At 32.7% G+C, this 20,505-nt stretch carries 19 protein-coding genes; all 19 read right to left on the reverse strand.

Going from position 1 to position 20,505, the window contains the following annotated elements; genetic code table 11:
• Positions 1–2: 2 nt before the first annotated feature.
• Entirely contained in the window at positions 3–902 is a 900-nt protein-coding gene (locus tag ZA06_RS03855) for a sulfotransferase family protein (protein WP_053976069.1), read from the reverse strand.
• Positions 895–2,085 carry a glycosyltransferase gene (locus tag ZA06_RS03860; protein WP_053976070.1) on the reverse strand — a complete coding sequence of 397 codons (1,191 nt, stop codon included), beginning with the start codon at positions 2,083–2,085 and terminating at the stop codon, positions 895–897. Before ZA06_RS03860 ends, ZA06_RS03855 begins: the two co-directional genes overlap by 8 nt.
• A complete protein-coding gene (locus tag ZA06_RS03865; RefSeq protein WP_053976071.1) occupies positions 2,078–2,962 on the reverse strand; it encodes a sulfotransferase domain-containing protein in 885 nt (294 codons plus the stop codon). The genes ZA06_RS03860 and ZA06_RS03865 overlap by 8 nt, the downstream gene beginning before the upstream one ends.
• A complete protein-coding gene (locus ZA06_RS03870; RefSeq protein WP_053976072.1) occupies positions 2,962–3,897 on the reverse strand; it encodes a hypothetical protein in 936 nt (311 codons plus the stop codon). Before ZA06_RS03870 ends, ZA06_RS03865 begins: the two co-directional genes overlap by 1 nt.
• Entirely contained in the window at positions 3,890–4,885 is a 996-nt protein-coding gene (locus ZA06_RS03875; RefSeq protein ID WP_053976073.1) for a glycosyltransferase family 2 protein, read from the reverse strand. The genes ZA06_RS03870 and ZA06_RS03875 overlap by 8 nt, the downstream gene beginning before the upstream one ends.
• A 2-nt stretch (positions 4,886–4,887) precedes the next feature.
• Positions 4,888–6,003: a glycosyltransferase family 4 protein gene (locus ZA06_RS03880; RefSeq protein WP_053976074.1), complete on the reverse strand. Its 1,116-nt coding sequence runs from the start codon at positions 6,001–6,003 to the stop codon at positions 4,888–4,890.
• A complete protein-coding gene (locus ZA06_RS03885) occupies positions 6,000–6,452 on the reverse strand; it encodes an acyltransferase (protein WP_157503081.1) in 453 nt (150 codons plus the stop codon). Before ZA06_RS03885 ends, ZA06_RS03880 begins: the two co-directional genes overlap by 4 nt.
• Positions 6,453–6,584: 132 nt before the next feature.
• Positions 6,585–7,733, reverse strand: coding sequence for a glycosyltransferase (locus ZA06_RS03890; RefSeq protein WP_053976076.1), 1,149 nt, complete (start codon positions 7,731–7,733; stop codon positions 6,585–6,587).
• Positions 7,730–8,707: a hypothetical protein gene (locus ZA06_RS03895; RefSeq protein ID WP_053976077.1), complete on the reverse strand. Its 978-nt coding sequence runs from the start codon at positions 8,705–8,707 to the stop codon at positions 7,730–7,732. Before ZA06_RS03895 ends, ZA06_RS03890 begins: the two co-directional genes overlap by 4 nt.
• A 28-nt stretch (positions 8,708–8,735) precedes the next feature.
• Positions 8,736–9,638, reverse strand: coding sequence for a sulfotransferase family protein (locus tag ZA06_RS03900; protein ID WP_053976078.1), 903 nt, complete (start codon positions 9,636–9,638; stop codon positions 8,736–8,738).
• Positions 9,639–9,722: 84 nt separating this feature from the next.
• Positions 9,723–10,559 carry a sulfotransferase family 2 domain-containing protein gene (locus tag ZA06_RS03905; RefSeq protein WP_053976079.1) on the reverse strand — a complete coding sequence of 279 codons (837 nt, stop codon included), beginning with the start codon at positions 10,557–10,559 and terminating at the stop codon, positions 9,723–9,725.
• Positions 10,560–11,489 carry a glycosyltransferase family A protein gene (locus ZA06_RS03910; RefSeq protein WP_053976080.1) on the reverse strand — a complete coding sequence of 310 codons (930 nt, stop codon included), beginning with the start codon at positions 11,487–11,489 and terminating at the stop codon, positions 10,560–10,562.
• Between the two features lie 730 nt (positions 11,490–12,219).
• Positions 12,220–13,392 (reverse strand): glycosyltransferase family protein, encoded by a 1,173-nt coding sequence (locus ZA06_RS03915; RefSeq protein WP_053976081.1) that lies wholly within the window; start codon positions 13,390–13,392, stop codon positions 12,220–12,222.
• Positions 13,393–13,481: 89 nt separating this feature from the next.
• On the reverse strand, positions 13,482–14,384 hold the full coding sequence (locus ZA06_RS03920; protein ID WP_053976082.1) for a sulfotransferase: 903 nt from the start codon (positions 14,382–14,384) through the stop codon (positions 13,482–13,484).
• Between the two features lie 172 nt (positions 14,385–14,556).
• Positions 14,557–16,326, reverse strand: coding sequence for an ABC transporter ATP-binding protein (locus ZA06_RS03925; protein ID WP_053976083.1), 1,770 nt, complete (start codon positions 16,324–16,326; stop codon positions 14,557–14,559).
• Positions 16,327–16,902: 576 nt separating this feature from the next.
• Positions 16,903–17,769: a glycosyltransferase family 2 protein gene (locus tag ZA06_RS03930; protein WP_082331924.1), complete on the reverse strand. Its 867-nt coding sequence runs from the start codon at positions 17,767–17,769 to the stop codon at positions 16,903–16,905.
• 13 nt (positions 17,770–17,782) lie between these two features.
• Positions 17,783–18,682, reverse strand: a complete 900-nt coding sequence (locus ZA06_RS03935; RefSeq protein WP_053976085.1) for a glycosyltransferase family 2 protein — start codon at positions 18,680–18,682, stop codon at positions 17,783–17,785.
• Positions 18,675–19,826, reverse strand: coding sequence for a glycoside hydrolase family 99-like domain-containing protein (locus ZA06_RS03940; protein WP_053976086.1), 1,152 nt, complete (start codon positions 19,824–19,826; stop codon positions 18,675–18,677). The genes ZA06_RS03935 and ZA06_RS03940 overlap by 8 nt, the downstream gene beginning before the upstream one ends.
• Positions 19,816–20,493, reverse strand: a complete 678-nt coding sequence (locus ZA06_RS03945) for a sulfotransferase family 2 domain-containing protein (protein ID WP_082331925.1) — start codon at positions 20,491–20,493, stop codon at positions 19,816–19,818. Before ZA06_RS03945 ends, ZA06_RS03940 begins: the two co-directional genes overlap by 11 nt.
• Between the last annotated feature and the right edge of the window lie 12 nt (positions 20,494–20,505).

Here is a 20,505-nt window from a genome sequence, read left to right on the forward strand (position 1 = left end):
ACTTATACCGGTGGATTTATATTAGTTTTTACTCTAATTAATTCAATATCACTCTCGGCTAAATAATCCTTCCATGAATTTTTAATTTGAGCCCTCGAACGATTCATTTGGTGGGTTTCATCCGCCATAGACGTTTTATTCTCCTTTTTAGCAACGTAAAAATCAATTTTAGATTGTACATTATTATCCATTTGAACTCCATAAAACTCTAGAATATCACTAAAGACTTTATTGGGATCATTCAACACTTGTTCATGTCTAATCTCTAGCAAAGGAATCTGTTTTTGCTTTAAGATTTTGATATGTTCCTCAAAAACCAACCACCAAATAAGCACATTGCCCACCAAATCATTAGGGGTCTCCCTATGGTAATGGGCAATTTCCCTTTCAAACCGCTGTTGATACTCCAATGGCAAATAGCTAAAATCCAAATACCAATGCATTCGTTTCATAGAGGCTGTAAACCGATAGGGATCCCTTTTTACCACAACAATCTTCGCATGATAAGCATGATATAAATAAGAAATCATAAAAAGGCCTATGGGATCTTTGGTAAAGATAGGCTTCTTATTAACCATATACATCAAATGCTTCACCAGTCTAAGGTAATTTTTAGGGTTAACAACCCTTTTTTGTAACAGAATTCCATAACGTTTCAGAAAAAAAAGATAATCTTTTTCAAGCAACAAAGCTTTGGAAATACGATGTTCCAACCGTCTGGGAAGCGTCGTTTCATTCACAAACCAAGGTAGCTCATCCAATCCAAAAGTTTCCGCCGAGGTGCCTGGATTAAACACTTCTCCCGACAAAAAGTTAAAGGCTCCGTGCGCACCTAGAATATCGGCTAGCCAAGTAGTACCTGATCGTGGCAACCCAGTTAGAAAATTTAATGTTTTACCCATATGCTAGAAGTTGCTTACAAAAATTATAGGGCTGAAAATATGCAATAGAACGTGTTTTATTTTGCAAACTAATCGTTTTATAGTCCTTAAAATTACCAATGATCTCCTTAATACCCTTTACCAAGGCTTCAACAGATTCATCATCTATACCAACACCCGATCCGTATTCAGAAATCGTATCTTCCAACCAGCCGCCTTTAGTGTATACACATGGAATACCCATATTGGTAGCTTCAATAGCTACCCGAGAGACTCTGGCGTAATACGACGAATTGCGGTAGGGTAGCAACATTCCGTCTGTCCTTTTTAGCCAGGATTGGTATTCATCACTATTCATTGCCTTATCAATAATGGTCACTTGAGAGGATTGCTTTAAAATACTATTCACCTCACACTTGGTACCATCTGGAGAATCGAAACCATCGGTCCATTGAATCGTGAAATGAACATTTTCAACCCCTGTTTCAAGCAAATGTGTAATAGCTTCCTGTAATATATCCGAACCTTTCTCGTAACGAGCGAAACCATAACAAGCCAAATGGATAGCATTGCCCTTTTGTTGATCCTGTTCCAATGCAAATGGTACCGGGTGTGGAAACAAAGCAAAATTCACTCCCGAAATATGCTCGAACTCAGTTTTTGCCCCTAGAGTTTCTACCCCTAACACCACTTTCCCTGCTTCTACATATGACCCAAACTTTTCCAATATACGCCCAAAAATCTTACTAGATTTAGGGTAAACCACAGTTTGTGTATGCGCATCCCATACCCCTGGATTAGTCACGAAAAACAAACACAGCTTTTGAATGTTTTGGGGGTACAGCTTTAATAGTACATACCAAGCTAATAAATGGTGGACTGTTACTGTTGGGCAAAACACATAATCAAACTGGTTTTGTTTAACAATTGGTTTCATAGCTTTAAACACTCGAATACTATGCAAAATAAACCCATAATAGTGCTCGCCGGGTAATTTTTTATTCCCGGAATCCAAATATCTCGCATACTTAAAAATAGGCAAGCAATCTAAATCTTGTTTGATTACATCTTCTACATCCCCATGGCAAGCTACTTTTGTTTTCCACCCTAAAGATGAAGCAGCCGCTGTGATATGCTTAATATATTCAAACCAATGCGCTTTGCGATCCCTTAGTGATTCTTCTACGATTAATAATTTATTCACTTCGAAAATTTATTCCTATCATTTTTTCAATATCAACATACGTTTTATTGAAATACCTCTCTAAATATTCTCTTTCTTGTTTGGAAATTTGAGGTTTTTCATAATTAACGCGCCTTAATTTATTCTTTAAAGATATTGGCATGCAACCCTTAACAAATTTCATTAATGATGAATTTGATATCTGTAAATTATGTATAAATTGATTTTTTATAAAACCGCCTTCATTTCTGGAAGTTGTATGATTTGCGATAACATTTCCCTCATTTGTATGGAGACTTAAAAAATCAAAACACTTTTTTTTAATTTCATTTTGATTTACCATCTCTTTACTATTTATAAACAGTATATCAGCTTCATCAAAAATGTTTAATAACTGAGATATCCATTTTTCATATTGCCCGCCCATTTTATAACGCCATAAATACTCATAATTATCATTAATTCTAATATTCTCATTTTGCAAGGCTTCATAAAATGTTAAATTCTCTCGCTCACCGGCTTTTAAATGCATCCAAGCTGAAAAAGCTCGCATTACAGGATCCCTTAAACACACAATTATTTTAACCTCACTAAACTTTTTACGTATGTTTTCAAGAGCATGTGTACTGTAGATATAGTTTGTAGACCCCTCCATTAAGTATTCCGTTTTAGGAGATGTTGAGAATAATTGATTGTATTTCTCCTCGGAAGTCACCACCATTTTTTGCCAGACATCATCTCCTTTGCCTTGAAAATTTAAAACCTCATTCCTATCCATAAAAAAGTGGGGCTCTTTCTTTGATGAACTTGCTATCGCTTCATGCTTCGCAAGTACATCAAACAATGAGCTGGTGCCGCACTTTGGGAAACCTATAATAAATAATCTCTTTTGTTCCATTACCAATAACAACCGTTTTCTATTTTATTTGAACATTTTGGGACATTGCCTTCTCCTGGTCGTATCCAATATTCATTGATATATTTTGCAAACCAATCTTGCTGTTCATAACGTTTTCCTTTTATACCAAATAAGAACTGTAATGCGCCTCCTAAATGAATGCCAACTTTCCCTTGTTGTTTCATGACATCGGCAAATAACATCCCCATAAATCCACAACCAAATAGCCCAACATCTGCATCGCTGTCAATGAGTTTTCTCTTTACTTCATTATATATATCCTCCCAATGGAGCTCATTATCACGATCTATTAAATAAGGAAACTTTATAACTTCTATCTCAAAATCATTTACTATGATATTATGACTTGCCCAAACAAATTCCATAATAGGAAATTGTTGTAAAATTTCCTCCTGAAAAGGAGATACTACAACAATTTTTTTTCCAGACAGACTATCTGTCCATGATTTTCCTGCAACTTGCTTAAATGGCAAAAATTCCAAATGACCACAAAATTCAGGAGAAATCTGTAAATTCTCCACTATACTCTTTTCCCCTGCAAGTTTGAATATTGGCAATAAATCAAGGTTCAACAAAGAGGCTCGAAATAAATTTGCAATTTTTTGGTACTCTTTCTTAGTTCGTGGTTTTGCCCCTGCATTTGTGAGGCAAGGAGAAGTTTGAAAAAAGAAAGGAGAAATTTCACCAAAACCAGATAACTCTATAGGTATCTGGAAAGCCCATTGAATTAAAACTTGTTCATTAGAACCTATCTTGCCTGCTGAAAACGGTTTTTTTTCCAAAATGGCCTCAGAGATCTTTTCTTGGACTTGATCTGCCTTTAACAACATACCATTTACCCTCCAAATCTCCTTACCTATTGCAACATTTTCTTTTGAATAAAAACTATGAAACTTCTTCTGAATCCTATTCATTAATAAATACTTTATATCCTAGCTGATAAATTAATTCTTTGTGTGCCTCACTCAACTTAGACACTTGATATGCGTGCGACCAACGATGACCTCTTATCCGCTGTTGCACACCTTGTTTAATACGCTTCCGAATAGAAAAAAAACGCAAAACCCAATGAGCCTTGTTTATATATACCTCACTTTTTTCAATTCTAACCCCATAATTTTCTAACTCCTTCATTAAATGAAATAATTTTAATTGAAACTTTTTATCCCCATAAACATCCATTGAATTAGAATAACCAAATAGTTTTTCATAAAAAGAAAGGTTATCCTTAAGTTTCCGTTCATTTGAAGCGCCTTTATTTGTTAGCTTGTCATCACTTCCCAACCTATATAAAGTCAATGATTCTTGCTCAAAAATGATTTTTGAATCAGCCAATAATAATTTAACAAACAGATCTGCATCTTCCATAATCTTCATTTCCTCATCATAAAGGCCCACCTTAAAAAGTTGGTCCCTACGCACTAAGGCTTGCTGAAAAACCATGGACCATTCTGTTAGAAACCATTCTAAAACAGACTTATGGGAGGGCAGTCCCCCATTTTGTAGCACCATATTTTCCGGCTCAAAAACGGCATCATCAAACCAACCTTTAATCCAAGGCCCCAATACAAGATCTGCATTTTCTCTTTGTAAAGCTGACACTTGAACTTCTAATTTATTTAAGGATGGAATGTCATCACTATCCATAAACTGAATGAATTCTCCCGAAGACGCTAATACACCCTTATTACGAGCAGCTCCTGGCCCCCTATTTTCTTGTTGAAGAATTTTGATATGGTCTCCATAATCCCTTAAAACTAGCAGGGAATTATCTGTAGATCCATCATCAACAACAATTATTTCATAAGGTTTCAACGTCTGTTTTAACAATGCATCTATTGTTTCTCCAATGACATTGGCACGATTATAATTAGGTATAATAACTGATACTTTTGGCTCCATTTCTAAACCGATACAAAATCATTAATTAGTACAAGCAATCTCTTAGAAGGATTATTTATGTTTAATTCATTTGCTGCTTTAAATGCCTGAAAACCGATGTTTTGCCATGATTCTCTTTTAACCCATGCATTTTCCAATGCTATATTGAAAGCATTTACGGTATAATTTTCAGCAATAAACCCGGATACACCATCCTCCAAAATCTCCTTATTCCCCCCAACATCCGTACAAACCACAAGTTTACCACACATCATGGCTTCTATAACTGCTAAAGGCATTCCTTCTCCACGGCTGGGCAAAAGCAATACGTCATTCGTCTGCCATAACTGTTTGACATCTTTTTTGTAACCTTTTATGGTCACTTTAGCTTCCAAACCGTACATTTCAATTAGACCTCTTATATACTCTTCATCATGACCACTTCCATATAAATTCAACCGCCAGTCCCTAGCCTTCCATTTATCAGAACTCAACAATTCTAACAACATATCTTGTCCTTTCCATAAGGTTTCAAACCTAGCCACCGAGGCAAAACAAACAGTATCTCCATTTTGGAATGGCAATGGAGCATCCAGCTGAAATTTAGAAGCATTCGGAATAACACAACTATGTGGTAACCTATTTGCCAATTGGCGCTGGGCTAGACTTTTATTGTGTACGGACACAAAAATAACAGACTCGCACTTATTTAAAAGAGTATTTATAGCGTTCCGATCATGAGGCACTAATAAATCAGCAACAAAATGACAGAAAAAAATTTTTTTGCAGACCACTAAACTCACCAAACGCTTAAGGTAGGGTAAATTATTAACATCCAACAAACTGCCGGAATTAATCAACAACACATTAGCTTTAAATTTCTTTAAATCTTTAAGATGTTCCGGTAGATAACGCTCCTTAGCCAAATACAACCGTGTTGGTTTAAAAGGATTTCTAATGGAAACTTTAACTCCTTGTCCCTTTAACTCCTTTACTTGATCAGATTCAGAAACATTTTTATGCACCAAAACCAAAACCTCATACTCATTTTCTAATGCGTATTTGGCAAACTGATACCAAACTTCTTCGGTCCCAGCCCAAATAGAATTTTCTATGGTTGAAAGTATTGCAATTCTCACTTGAATTTAATTTCAGATAGTTTAATTTCTCCTTTATGAAGAGTCACCAAGGTATCATTTGGAATGTCCATATTCAAAACACAGCCAGCTCCAATTACGACATTATTCCCTATGGTAACACCTTTTAAAATTACCACATTACTGCCTACCCAAGTATTATTCCCAATAGTCACTTTACCCAAAGAATAATTTTGTTCTTTTAATAGCTGGCCTTTAACATTAAAACGGTGATTATGATCATAAATCTTAACAGACTCCCCAAATAAACAATTTTCGCCAATCTTAACTTCATCCAAAGCATTAAAGGAACAATTGGTATTCACAAAAGTTCCCTGTCCTATTTTTAAAACCCCTCCATCTAATGCTAATAGCTTAGACTTTCCCGCGAAGTTTACATTTTCATTTATCTGGATGCTACTTTTCAAATCCAATTTAAATATTAAAGGCAAATCAGATATCTTATATTTTTTAAGAATAAGTCGTCCCTTATGATGCTTAACCCAAAACCAATGGGATATGACCACTTTACAATGCGCTATTTTTGAAACAGAATAATAAAGAATTTTAATAATCAATTTTATTTATATTAAGGCTTTCATTTTCTCTACTAACCTTTTATGGATGAGATCTGGATGAAAACGATTTTGGTACATTTGCAAGCTATTATTCAATAACTCTTGTTGTCGTTTTGGATTTTCCAATACCTCATCAAATAATTTCACAAACTCCTTAACATTCTCAGATGCACATTTAGCTGTAGCATCAAACTCTTCCGAAGCCTTATATGCTGTGCAATAATTTGGGCCCCATAGAAAAATAGGCTTTCTAAAGGTTAAATAGTCTAAAAATTTAGTTTTAAAACTGGTCCGTTCCACTAGCTCAATATCACTTCCAAAACCCATCAACAACAACAACCCGTCCACATTTAACATCTCCTTTTGTAACACTTCAAATGGCACTTGACCTTTAAAGTAGCCTCTTTGTTTAATAAAAACATCAAATTGAGCAGACCAACTCGCGTTAGATCCAAAAACCTTAAAATCATATCTTTCTAAATTAGAATTAGTTATAATAGCTTCAATCATCGTTCCATACCAATCCCCCAAATTACCCCCAAATGCCAGTGTTTTTTTAGCGTTCTCCTGTCCTAAAGGTTCTTGATTTGTCAAATAAGTCCCTGTAGGATAGGACACCAAACAATTCCTGTGCTCACCTAACTCTTCAAACATTCCTTCAGAAGTACAGAGTACTAAGTCGCATTTTTGATAGAATTTTCTAAACTTATACTCTATTATATCAGAAAAACTAGGATAGTAAATGCTATTATAATTCCACCAATCATTAAAACTTCCCACTAAGGGCAATTGGTATTCCTCAGAAACCTTTTGAGCCAAAATTGCCATCCAAGACCAACTTCCTGCAACAGTGAAAATAGCATCCGGCTTAAAAGTTTCAACTGTTTGCTTAACTACACTATGAATTCCTCTTACACCAATATAATTACTATACGTATGAGCTACTTTGGCAAACCTTGTCCTACTTAATTTCTTAAAAACATTGCCATGATTTACCAGATAATACCTATAGGGAACTTCATAATTCAAAATATCCCTATTATCTGTAACCACCTGTATTTCAAAATCACCCTTTTCACAGAAATGCCTAAAAAATGTCATGGCACCTCCCCAAGATGGAATCGGCGGCGTATTGGTAATCAGCAATACTTTCATAATGTCTTCAATGCTCCTTTTAAAGCATCCGTCATATCCCTCTTTTCCTTATCTAAAGAATCAAAATCCAAAGAAACCGGTCTATTAAAAATATCTGAGACTCCTATTCTCTCAAAGATATTAGATCTTTTTTCATACGACCTTGTCGACTTAGGTATATACTGGGCTTGCCCCCCTAATATTAGAGTTGCAGCACAGGTATGAACTCTTTCTGAAAATACAGCTTTAGCCCCTTTCAAAATACTTAAATATCCATAAGGTAAATCAGAATGATAAGTATTTTGTCTTTTATATATCTCAGCATAACCTAAATCTATCTCATTATTGTTGGTTCTCAAAATTGGAAAGCCATTTAAAGTATCATCCAAATCATTGTTTGACTTAAAAAAAGATTTCCTATTTTCCGAAACTTTCACTTCCCCATTCTCAAAGGTTATCTTAGGCTCATCCGATTTATCAAAATTGTAGACATAGTAATTATCCTCATTAATCAAGTTTGGAATTGATATTTCATCATTTAAAAACATACTTGTACACAAACCATCATAAAATATTGTATCTGAAACTTTGTTATACAAAAACTCTAAAACTTGAGTATCCCGAGAGAAAAGAAAACTAGGCTTAACTTCATTTAGAAATTTCGCAACATGCTGAGCCTCTCCTTCATCATACAAACTCATACCTGCACTTACAAAACCAATCTTAACGCCTCTTGCTTTAAGTCTATTAAATGTTTCCTTAAAAATTTTATCTAAACGCAAGTTTAAACATGGCCCCGTCAAAATAACAAGGTCAACATCCAAATTTGAAATCAAATCAAAATCATTTTTTGCCTCAGCCTTCCAATGAGGTGGATCAGGTATAAAAAATGCCTCCACCCCATCAATTTGATCGAATAAAGCCTTAGTTCCGAGATTATAAAAGGCATTTCCTATATTTGAACTCCAAGACCCTCCTATATATGCAATTTTCATTATTTTTTCCTGTGATATATTTTAAAATTTATAAACTCCAAAATTCCTTTGTTTTATTGTTATAATTCAAAAACTCCTCAGCATCTCCCTTAATAAAGTCTTTAAATTCCCGTAAAATATCTGAATTATAATTGATCTCTGGATACGCAATTTCTTTTATAGTTTGAGCACTCAATTGTTTCCTTATTCCACTAGGAATTAATTTATTTAACCCAAAATTAGAAAGAGTTCGTTTAAAACTCCCAAAAGCATCATAAGTTCTTTCTCCCGTGTTTTCCTTTTTAAGGATTGCAACTTCCGTTAAATTCTCCTCTAAATCTAAAAACTGTAAAACCTTATTTACTTCTTCCTTCTGATTATGCTTCCAATCTTCTAAAAAAGTAACATGTATTTTGTCTTTAGAAAAAAACTCTCGATAAGCATTTAATTGAAAATTATATCTATTAACATCCCATTGTTTTACTTCATACTGATTTTTCAACCAATATTCAAATCCCCTAGCTGCCCAACCATATTCTATTTTCCAATCTTTAGATTTTGAATCTAATATTTCAGATGCTGCATATTGCATTTTCCATGCAGATATTTGACGCTGTATAGGGTTTCTTACCATATAAATGAGTCGCATTTCAGGATTAAACTCATAAATCCTTTGAGCAGTTTTAGAAGATCTTGTTCGATCTGTATATGACGGGGTTGCTTCACCTACAATTGCTTCCCCTCTAAAATGCCCAAAAGCCTTTTTATACCATTCCCAACCCTTTTCATAATTAGGGTTTGGCTTAAAATCAATGGTATCCTGAAAAAAACAGACTTCTTTAGGGGTACTCATACATACATCTAGGTGCTCATCTAATATAGATGCTAAAGTTGTTGTTCCACATTTAGCTGCTCCAATAATAATTAAATTAGGCTTCTTTATATTTTTCATAAGCCCAAAAATAATATGTTTTATCGGTTTTAACTAAAAAGATTACATTCGAAGTTCTATATTTCGTAATTCATTATAAAAACATTATAATCGTAATCGTTGAGTGTAATTATTTACCCTTTCCAAAAAAGACTGTAAAGGAGTTAGACTATATTTCCGTAGCAGATTCTTCCGGCAAATTCTATTTCTAATTTTTTCAAGCTCATCCCAAAACTCTTTGTGAAATTTATCTGATTTAGTCAAAACTGCGTTCCAAAGCTCAAAATCATTATTCTTAATTTGCTTCAAAACTAATTCTAATTGACTCTCTAACTTAAAGTATTTTTCCTTCTTCACTTTTGGCCCTTCATTTCTTATAACGTAACTACAGTCTTTAAATTCTTTTGGAAAGCGATACTCCAATATAGCACAAGAAATAAGAAAACACTCAGTTGGAAAGATTAATATATTGTCGTTTTCTATCAATTCATCTATACTCGATATGTTAGTCCCACTAACTAGATATCGAAATTGGTATGATGCAAATTTCACAAGCTCATCTTCATTCCTAATTAACTTATAAATAAACTCCTCATAACTTGAAGCCGCATAAACTCCCTTAACCTTTAATCTGAGTGTTTTTAAATAATGATATTCTGAACGCAATCGATCAATTGGATTTCTCACATAAGAAATAGCATACAAATTAAGCTTATCTATTTTATTCCAAGGCAAGTTAAATCTAACTCTATGCCCTCCAAACGCTTTAACACACTCATTGTCGATAACAAATCTTTTAATAGCTTCCGAACTTAAGGGACTTTCAGTTATACCTAGCGAAGAAACATGAACAAAACTACGTCCAAAATTGCGTTCTAATATTTGATAAAATGAAGTGCCTGCTGTTTTTGGAATGTGAGCGAAAGCATAAAAGTTTTTCATCTAGAGGAATAGTGTTTTTATTACATTAAAAACAGGAAAACCCAATATTCTTCTTAAACTCATAGACAATGAGTTGGGAGAATTATGTAGATGTAAATTAAGAAGCTCCCAATATTCCCTATTAGATTTAGAAATATGAAATCTATCGTTTAGCGACTCAAGAAGCCTAAATACTGATTCATGTTGTCTTTTCGACATTTTTCCCACTGAACTTATCCATCGAACATTTGATTTCACAACTTCAAGCACCCCTTTAACATACTTATCCGAATTGGTATGGTCCCTTGAATTATCAAGGATACGATACACTGCCCCACAATAATCAGTAAAAACAACTTCCCTTTGATATGTAAGCTTAAACCAAAATGCGGTATCCTCTGAAACATATTTATCCAATGTTTCATCCCAAAGGTTTTGTAAATTCAAAATACTGCGTTTGATTATAGCTGCATGTAAAATCCATGGAGCATAAGCCACTGCCGTGTCCTCTATACAGTTAGTTCTTTCCAAAATCCCTGAAGAAATAGGCTTTCCTATTTTTCCATTCTGTAGTTTACACCAACGGCCAACAATCACTTCACTCTCTTTATTTTCTTTAACAATTTCAGCAAGTTTCAAAAGGTAGTTTTGTTTCAAAAGGTCATCGCCATCAAGAAATAAAACCCAATCTCCTGTAGCATAATTTAAAGCATAGTTTCTACTCGCACCCGGTCCTTGCCTATTTATGAATTTTTTAAGTATTATATTATTACTACCCTTAAAGCTTCCCAAAACATCTTCTAACACTTTGAAACTAGAATCTGATGAATTATTATCTATTATAATTAATTCCCAATCTTTATAAGATTGCTTAAAAACTGAATCAATTGTTTTCCAAACATAGTTTTCTTTGTTATAAACAGTAACCAAAATAGAAAAAGTTGCCTTCATAAATCTTGCAGTTTTGTTATTAAATTGACACCTTAGAATTACCCCATGCCCAATATTTTAAATGGATTATATAGTTCTGAATTAAAGAGATGAGAAGTCCCAATTGCTAGGATTCTTCATCTAAACCAACATAAAACATTGTAATACGGCTATTACATTTAGGAAAGACAATTATTCTTATCGACTGTGTATTATCTTTGATTTCGCAAACAAACCTCCCCCCCTACAACATAAAGCAACACACTGGTAATTAATAGGTTACAGATCACTAAAATACAAAAAAAAGTCAACCTTCAATCATATTTAATACACAAAAACCTAAAAATCAGTTGATTAGACAAAACCTAAGAAGTCACAAGTCAATTAATCCAAAATTGAACTTAATTAGAAACTACACCACATATCTGAAATGTATCTACAATCTTAATTGATAAGACATTTCTAATAATTATATCCCTTGAAGTTAGGTCTTATATTAGAAGAATATTTTAGGCATCAACCTTATTCTTTGCACTCAATTAATTGAATAGCAAACTCCTTTCTATACATCAATTAATAGCTAATGTGAATACTTTTCACAATCGTCAATCCGCAAATAACTTACCCGAAACAATTCACAAAATTTACCGCTACTGACATGATTTGGACATATCGTACATGATTGAAGAAGAAGAAGAAGAAGAAGAAGAAGAAGACAAAAAAGCTAACCATACATAGTAATAAAATATAATTAGGCAGTTAATTCCTTGATGGTATCCTTTAATATACTATGAATATTTTCTGCATTAAGAATAGTGTCAGAAACTTTTTGAGCATTTTCACCAAACAAACGCACCAAGCTTCTGTCCTTTAGCGCCTTTTGAAAACTTCCCATGACCAGTTTGGCATCATTTATATCACAAACAAATCCACACCTATGCTTTTCAGCAAAAATTGAAGCACTTGAATATTTGGGAGCCCAAACAAAAATTGGTTTTCCATATGGCGCATAATCAAGCCATTTAGTTGTAAAACTTGTTTGAACAAATGGCTTTTCTTCCTCTTTAAAACTCATTACCGTTAAAAAGGCATCCGCTTTTTGAAGTTCCTTCTTAAGCTCCTCAAATGGCAAAAAAGACTGGTAAATCCCTGCATTTGCCATAAGGGAAATATCATCTTTACTCCAATCATTTCCGGCAGGAAAAATTTTTAGGCGTAAATTTTCAGATTCCATAATTTCCTTAGCTAATCTTAGCAACATCTCGCCGTAAGAACCATAGCAATTTCCTGCGTAAAGAATCGTAAATTTCCCATTATCATTAGTCTCTAAAGCTGATTCAATTTGAGGTATGGCGTGACCAATAGGATACAACACTTTCCCATTTCTAGAACGCCCAAAAAAATCAAACATCCCCTCACTTGTATAAAGCACCTTATCTGCAGAAGCATTTAATTTATGGTATTTCTTCATTAAAAACTTCCTAACCCAATTGTAAGGCTTACAATATTGAGGAAAGAATAAAGACAAAGGAAAAAGATCCTGGTAATCTGCCACCAATGGCTTATTAAGTAGCTCAGCCAATTGAAGTGCAAAACCCGAATGCAGATTATCAGGAACTGTCATTATGACATCCGGATCGAAAGCTTTCACATAATTCACTAACCCTTTTGGCATCAAATACCAATTAGAAATGAAAATAAAATTATAGTAGTATCGTGCAAATCTTGTTTTATACAAAATTTCACCTAATTTTCGACGTTTTATTGAAAATTGGTCTTTGATATGTTCATTTTTTAGATCATAAGAAGCAATAGCGATATGGAAATCATCCCTCAACACAAAATGCCTATAAATGGCTATTCTGGCACCACAACTCGTATCCGGCAATACAGATGAAATGTAAAGTATTTTTGGTTTGTCCATATTATATTGTTGTTTCCTTAAATATAAACATTCCGTAAATAACTCACCATTTAAAAAATCATTTTCGAAACGAATTTGAACTAAACAATTTAAACTTGATAAAATTCCGGATACAGATTCTTTCCAAAATCAAAAGTAGTTTTCCTTATGTCATCAATTTCTGAAGAACTTAACCTATTTTTCCATGAATTAATATCAAATTTTGAATTCCGATTACGAATATGTGCACGACGATCATTTTCTGAAATGACAACATTATTATTCATAGTTTCATTAAGATAAGCCAATGTTCGATGTGTAAATTCAAGGCCAGTTTTCAAAAATAAATTTTCTGTCATATTAATTGGATCCATTATTAAATCTTCAAGTTTGATAAACCCCCAATTTTTATAAACTTCCGCCCACTTTTCAATTACATGAATAAAAAAATTCCATATTTCACATATCTCTTCAACATCTGAATCATACTTTTGATAATTAGTTTTCCAACGATCTAAATCAAGCCCCAAACTTTCCAAACCTTGCATCAAATTTTTGTTTTCAACTAAATGTGACATTCTAAACTTCCATCCAACTCGTTGGGCGCTACAAACTATGGACGCAGGATGTTTTATTATAATGACAGGCAGCATCTCATAATTTCGATAGAAAAAATCTGCATTAAAAAAACCTATGGGATCTTTGAGTAAAATCCGTTTTGAAAACAACATAAGCTTCACATTTCCTAGAGCATATCTAAGACCATTTGCACTATTGTAATTTATCTCAGTCCAAAACCATTTTAAATCTGTTCTAAGACCTAAAGCTCTTTCCAATGAGGCACTCCTATTTTCAATATAATCATACCACCCCGTCACCTTATAATGCCAGTTTTTAACAACAGGATTAAATGGTTCAGATTTTTCATTAAACTCCCCAGAGGAAAGAAAAATTTTCCCCAACCATGTTGTACCAGATCTAGGCATTCCTGTAATAAAAATTGGAGGTTTCATCGGATAGTAAAGTTAATTTAACAAACAACGAATATTATATTTTTAAGCTCATATCGAACAAAAATTATCAGTTACAAAAAAGCATCAATAAATATTTAAAATCACAATATTACTGCCTCCCTAAAAGTCAAACCGATCCTTACCTTTTTTAGTAAAAGCTTACTCTATGTATTTAAAAATATGAATGACTAGAGCTATTCGTATTTGATTTCTCTATTAAATTGCCATTTGCAACTTCAAAGACCTTGGAAAAACCTTTCAAATGATCAAGATTATGAGTAATGTAAACAATTGCCAAGTCCTTTTTCAACTCCATAATTGTTTTCGTAATCTGTTTCTGGGTATCTTGATCTAATGCAGAAGTAGCCTCATCCAATAGCAAAAAATCGATGTTTTTATACAACTCTCTTGCTATAGATAATCTCTGCTTTTGACCACCACTTAGATTAGCACCATTCAATCCTATAACCTCATGTTCCTTTAAAGGCAAACTATCAATAAAATCAAAAATATGCGCCTTCCTAACGGCACTACAAAATCGATCTAGATTTGCTTTTGAAGGTGTATCCCAAAAAGTAACATTATTAAAAATTGAATCCTCAAAAATTATAGGTTCTTGAGTGATATATCCTATTCTATTTTGGTAAGAAGGTACATTAATATCAACAAGACTTGCTCCGTCAATTTTAATATCCCCTCCTCCAGGTCTTATTAAACCCGCAATTAAATTAATCAAAGTAGTTTTACCAGAGCCGCTTTCCCCTATAACACCTATCAATTCACCTTTATTTACTCGAAAATTAACATTGCTTAATATAACCTTATCATTATATGCGAAAGAAACATTTTCAAAGACTACGGAATTACGAATGTCTTGAATCTCATTATCTGAAAACTGCTGTACACCTTTTTTTAATTCATTATTTAACTTATCGTAATTTTCTATAGAGCCATGAAAACTTAGAAATCTATTATAAGAACTTTGTAGAAGCACTACAGACGACAAACCTCGATAAAGAAACAATAGACTTACAATCACTGACCCTATATTACCTTTAAGAAAATATGCTTGAATACAAATAACCACTATAAGAATATAAATCAATAATGGTTCTCGGAATCCCGCAGACAAACTATCAATCTCTCCAATTTTACGATTAGTTAATTCTACTTCTATAATTTTATCTCTTAGATGTTTTGAATAATTTTTAGTTCTATTGGTCGCTTTAAGATATTTAAAATTGGCCACAAATTGAATCACCAAACTTTGTAAACTATTTTGCTCTGAAACGAGACATAAAGACAGTTGTTTGGTCTTTTTATAAAACATTCTAAACAAGAAATTAGTCAAGCCTCCTCCAAGCATAACCATAATGGCGAAAGTGGGGTTGGCAAAAAAAGCCAAAGCCAAGTAAGTAATCAACAATATTAAATTCTGGAACATAGCACTATAGCTATAGAAACCTTGGGCCAAACGCCATACTTCTCCCGTCATAGCATTTTGCAATCGCCCAGAACTGTGATTTATAAAAAAACTGTAATTTAAATTAGTAAGATTTCTTAATAATTGCAATCTCGCGTTCCTTATTAGTTTTTGATTGTACACTACTCTTAAAAATTGTTCGAGCCATTTAGCAATCCCTTTTAACGTAAAAAAGAAAGCTATAACAGATAAAACAACTATTAAATTCAATTCTAGTCCAAAAGAATTTAGGCCATCAATTAAGAATCTTAAATTACCAATCATCTCAGGATTAATCTTCCGATCATCCCCAGAAACAAGTTGTAATAAAGGCACAAACATAGCAAGACCTAGACCATCCAACAACCCGACTAACAAGCTCATAGCTAGCATCCAAATAATTGAAAACCCAAGAAACCTGTAATAAAAAGCTAGACTCGAAAAATTATGTTTCAGTAATTCTTTTATTTGTGATTTCATAGAGCAACAAGTTCTCAACTAATTTTTTTTTCATTCAAAATAAAGCAATTCTCTGATTTCTTAACAAAACGGTTATTCAATGTCCTAAACCTTGTTAGATCTTAACTTACTAGAATAGACAAAGACTAAACGTAAACCTTTAATTAACTCAATTATTAAATTTCACCCCCGCCAAGGAGATTACTTTTTAGTATATTTAACAATATCACTTTTTCTTTCTGTATATAACCTCTTGGTATAAATTTTAGAAAAAGCCCTCCCGACGAGCCTAATAATTATTCCTTCATAGCTTAATTACTCCCCAATATTTTAAAACAATATTGTGTTGCGAAAAAACAATATTAAAACAAACGAAAATCAACAACTTAACCTATCCTTTTGAAAATGCAAAGCTTACTAAATTTATCAGTCCTAGAGATGAAGTCCTTTTTATTTAATCGAATAAGTTTTCTAAGACAAGTTTTTTTTCTAATTCCGATTAATCAATTTTACCAAAAAAAAACTCAATCACCTAACACTAAGATAATTATTTTAGTAAAAGCACAATAATAAGCTACGTAAAAAATCTTAGCCTTGCTACCTGAAATATTCAAATAATGGTTTTATTGAATGTGAGTGAAGACATAAAATCACTAAAATATTTGCCCTAAACCTAGTGGAGCTAACATTTTTTATCAAACTGACATTAAAATGATTCAGCAAATATTTCTTTTCTTCTAAACCAGACAAATACCGAAGTGCTAAAATTCTAGTCTGGTAATATTTATCATAGTTAAATTCATCCCTATTCAGTGAATTGGATACTTGATGTTCATCCCAAGAAGAACGATAATACATATTACACTCCTTGTTTTGCAAAAAAATAATTCCTTTAGCCAATGCTTTAACATTTAACAGCCAATCCTGCCATTTCATGATACCTTCATCAAAACCACCAACGCCAACAATGGCCTCTTTCTTCCAAAAAACAGCAGAAGTCAACCATGAACATTTTCTCTCAAGATAGCCTGCTAAATTTATTTCAAAATCATGATTCCTTTCCTTACCTAAAGATATGTCATGTTTAAATTCTATGATTCGGGAAATCATTGCATCTGCTTCAGAACTATTCAAAGCATTTAATTGAGACTCCAAAAAATTATCGCTAAGTATATCATCTGAGTCTAAAAAAACGACATATTCAGCCTCAGCTTCTTTTAAACCCATATTCCTACAGGTATTTGCTCCTTTGGGAAGTCGATTCCTATGAATTAGTCTAAATCGACTATCTTGGGAGATATACTGCTTTACAATTGTAATTGTATTATCAGTTGAACCATCATCTACAATTATACAATCAAACTCCGGCAATGATTGACGGGATACGGATTGAAGAGTCTCTAAAATAACACTTTCCCTATTGTATAAGGGGATAATTACAGATACCAATGAAAAATTGCTCATAGGAAGATCTTATTTAACTCTTTTGGAATTCCTTCTTTGTTAACTGTCCCAAACGTAAAGTCAAAATATCCATTTTAATAGTTTTCTTCAAACAATCATTTTTTCCGAAATACACAAAATAAAGAACAAAATAGTCTGCAATTAATTTTCTCCAAAAAAAATGCTTCTTTGCTTTTTCACCATTTTTAGCCCGTAATAACGATTTAAAATAAACTTCATTGTCATAAAATTTATTATTCATTTTTCCTTCTTGTGGCCTATCATGATAAATTTTTGCAGTTGGTACAATTCCTAATTTAAATCCATTTTTATGCAAACGATTTAAATAATCATCATCCTCACCATAATGATCAAACAATGGATCAAATTCCCCAACAACACTAATACACTTTTTTGTCACCAACCAAGCTGCAGCATTGGCGTATGTTGAAATGTAATAAGGCTTTTGCCTATCAAGATATAAATCGGAATAGAATGATGGCGTATATTTTGGACTTAAATACCACTGAAATTTTTTATCAATGGCATCTCCTTGGCCGTTTAAATGTATAGGGCTTATAATCCCCAAATCTAAATCTTGCAGGGAAACCTTCAATAAGGTTTCTAAAGTATCCGGTTCTATCCAGGCATCTTGATTCAGTAAAAAGGCATACTCATAGCCTTCAACCAAAACACGTTTCAACCCAATATTATTAGCTTTTCCAAACCCTAAATTTTCACCAGTTTCAATTACTTCAACTTCGGGATACTTTGTTTTTATTAAACTAAGGGTATCATCTGTAGAGCCATTATCAATGACCAAAGTATCTACAGATACACGAGAATTTTGAAGACTTGAAAAACACCTATCTACCCATTTGGAACCATTATAGGTGACAATAATAACAAGTATACTGAAGGCATCTCTAATCATTCCCTTTAAGAGTTCTTTTAATTGCTTCCAAATACTGTAAACCCCATTTTTTACATGGTTCTAAATGATTACCTTCCGCCCATTCATTCCAGGCATTTATAAAAATAAAGTTTTCTTCTTCACTAAAAGGTTTAAATTTTTCTATCTTTTTAGAAAACCATTTTTCAAATATTGTTGGGGTACTATTTTTAAATATAATTGCTCTTTGATTTTCCCTTCTAGATGTATTATCCCACATAGGTGATACTCCAGGGTAAATTTTATATTTCGGTTGTTTTCTTTTCAAATCAAATTCAACAAATTCACTGTAATCAAAAATATCATCTTTTACAGTATTATCTTGTTTACCAAATACATTTTCAATCTTTTTATCAATCTTTATAATGCATTTTTCCACTATTGATTTGTTACAATATTCTTGATGAGCTTTCCTTTCTAAATGTTTTACAAATTCCTTCAAAGAGGGAGAAAGGGGTTGAAATTCTATTGCTGCATCAAAACCTATTTCCTCATCATTATATGGTTTTGAATCAATCCATCTTTCAAATCGACATAAATAAAGTTCTATTCCATGCTTTAATGCCTCTTCCCTAAATACCTCTATGGTCCTCTTCATGTTTGGAAAAAGGTCCGGCTTATAGAAAATAAACACCGGCTTTCCATTAACTTTAATATATCTATCGTCCTTAAAATACTTTATTAAATAATTTATATGTTCTTTATCATCTTGCTCTGAATAACTTTGCTCAAGCAAGATATCCCTCTCACTTCCATCCCATGCTCGTGTCCAATTTTCATTAGCCCAACATAAACAGAAAGGAAAATCTGGCTTCTTACTTTCGAATACTTCCTCAAAAGGCCTGTCCAAAACCCTTTTTCCATTAAACCAATAATGATAATAACAAAACCCATAAATTCCATTATCCTTAGCCAGTTGTACCTGCTGTTCTCTTATTTCGTGTAATCTTAAATCATAAAATCCAAGATCCGCAGGCAAATGTGGTTGGTAATGATTTTCAAATCTAGGTTTCGCCTTTACAACATTATTCCATTCTGTAAATCCTTTTCCCCACCACCAATCATTTTCTGGAATGGGATGAAACTGCGGTAAATAAATAGCTATAGGCTTTATCTTAGAATTCATATGTTATCATGCTATAATTCAAATTTTCAAAATCTTCTTTATACAGTTCATTGATTTTCAATATAACTTCTCTTGGCCATTCAGAATAATTAATAATATTTTTAGATTTATTAGAATTCAAAACAGGGATATTTTCTTCATTTTTCAGATAATTAGGAATTTTCACATAATCCTCATTAAGAGATTCAAATTTCCCAATAAAATCAAGTATTATTTCATTTTCATTATTTACCAAAAAATGTGTTTGTGTTTTAAAATGATTAACTTGATTCATTGTATCAGTATTTAACCAATTAAGAACAAAATCATTAAAATTTTCACAAGAAGAAATTAAAGATTGGTAATGTAAATCTATATCCTCCTGTCTTCCTCCCTTTTTCAAATAAAAAAAAGCTGATGCCAACCTATCATAAGGATTTCTAACAAAAGAAAATTTATAAGAGTTATCAAAATCTTCTTTGGGCATTAATTCTTTATAATAAACTAATCTCTTATGATCAAAAGAACCTCTTCCGAATAAAGCTTGATATATCGAAATCCCAGCTGTTTTAGGTATATGAATAAAAATAGCCCTTTTGCTCATAAAGAATAGAACGTCTTTAGGCAAAGTAACTTTTCCTTCCTTTCGTATTTTAATTTTAAAAAACTCTTTTATTTTATTATACATAAATATTATTAT

Source organism: Mangrovimonas xylaniphaga (genome assembly GCF_001280435.1).
Classification (GTDB): domain Bacteria; phylum Bacteroidota; class Bacteroidia; order Flavobacteriales; family Flavobacteriaceae; genus Mangrovimonas_A; species Mangrovimonas_A xylaniphaga.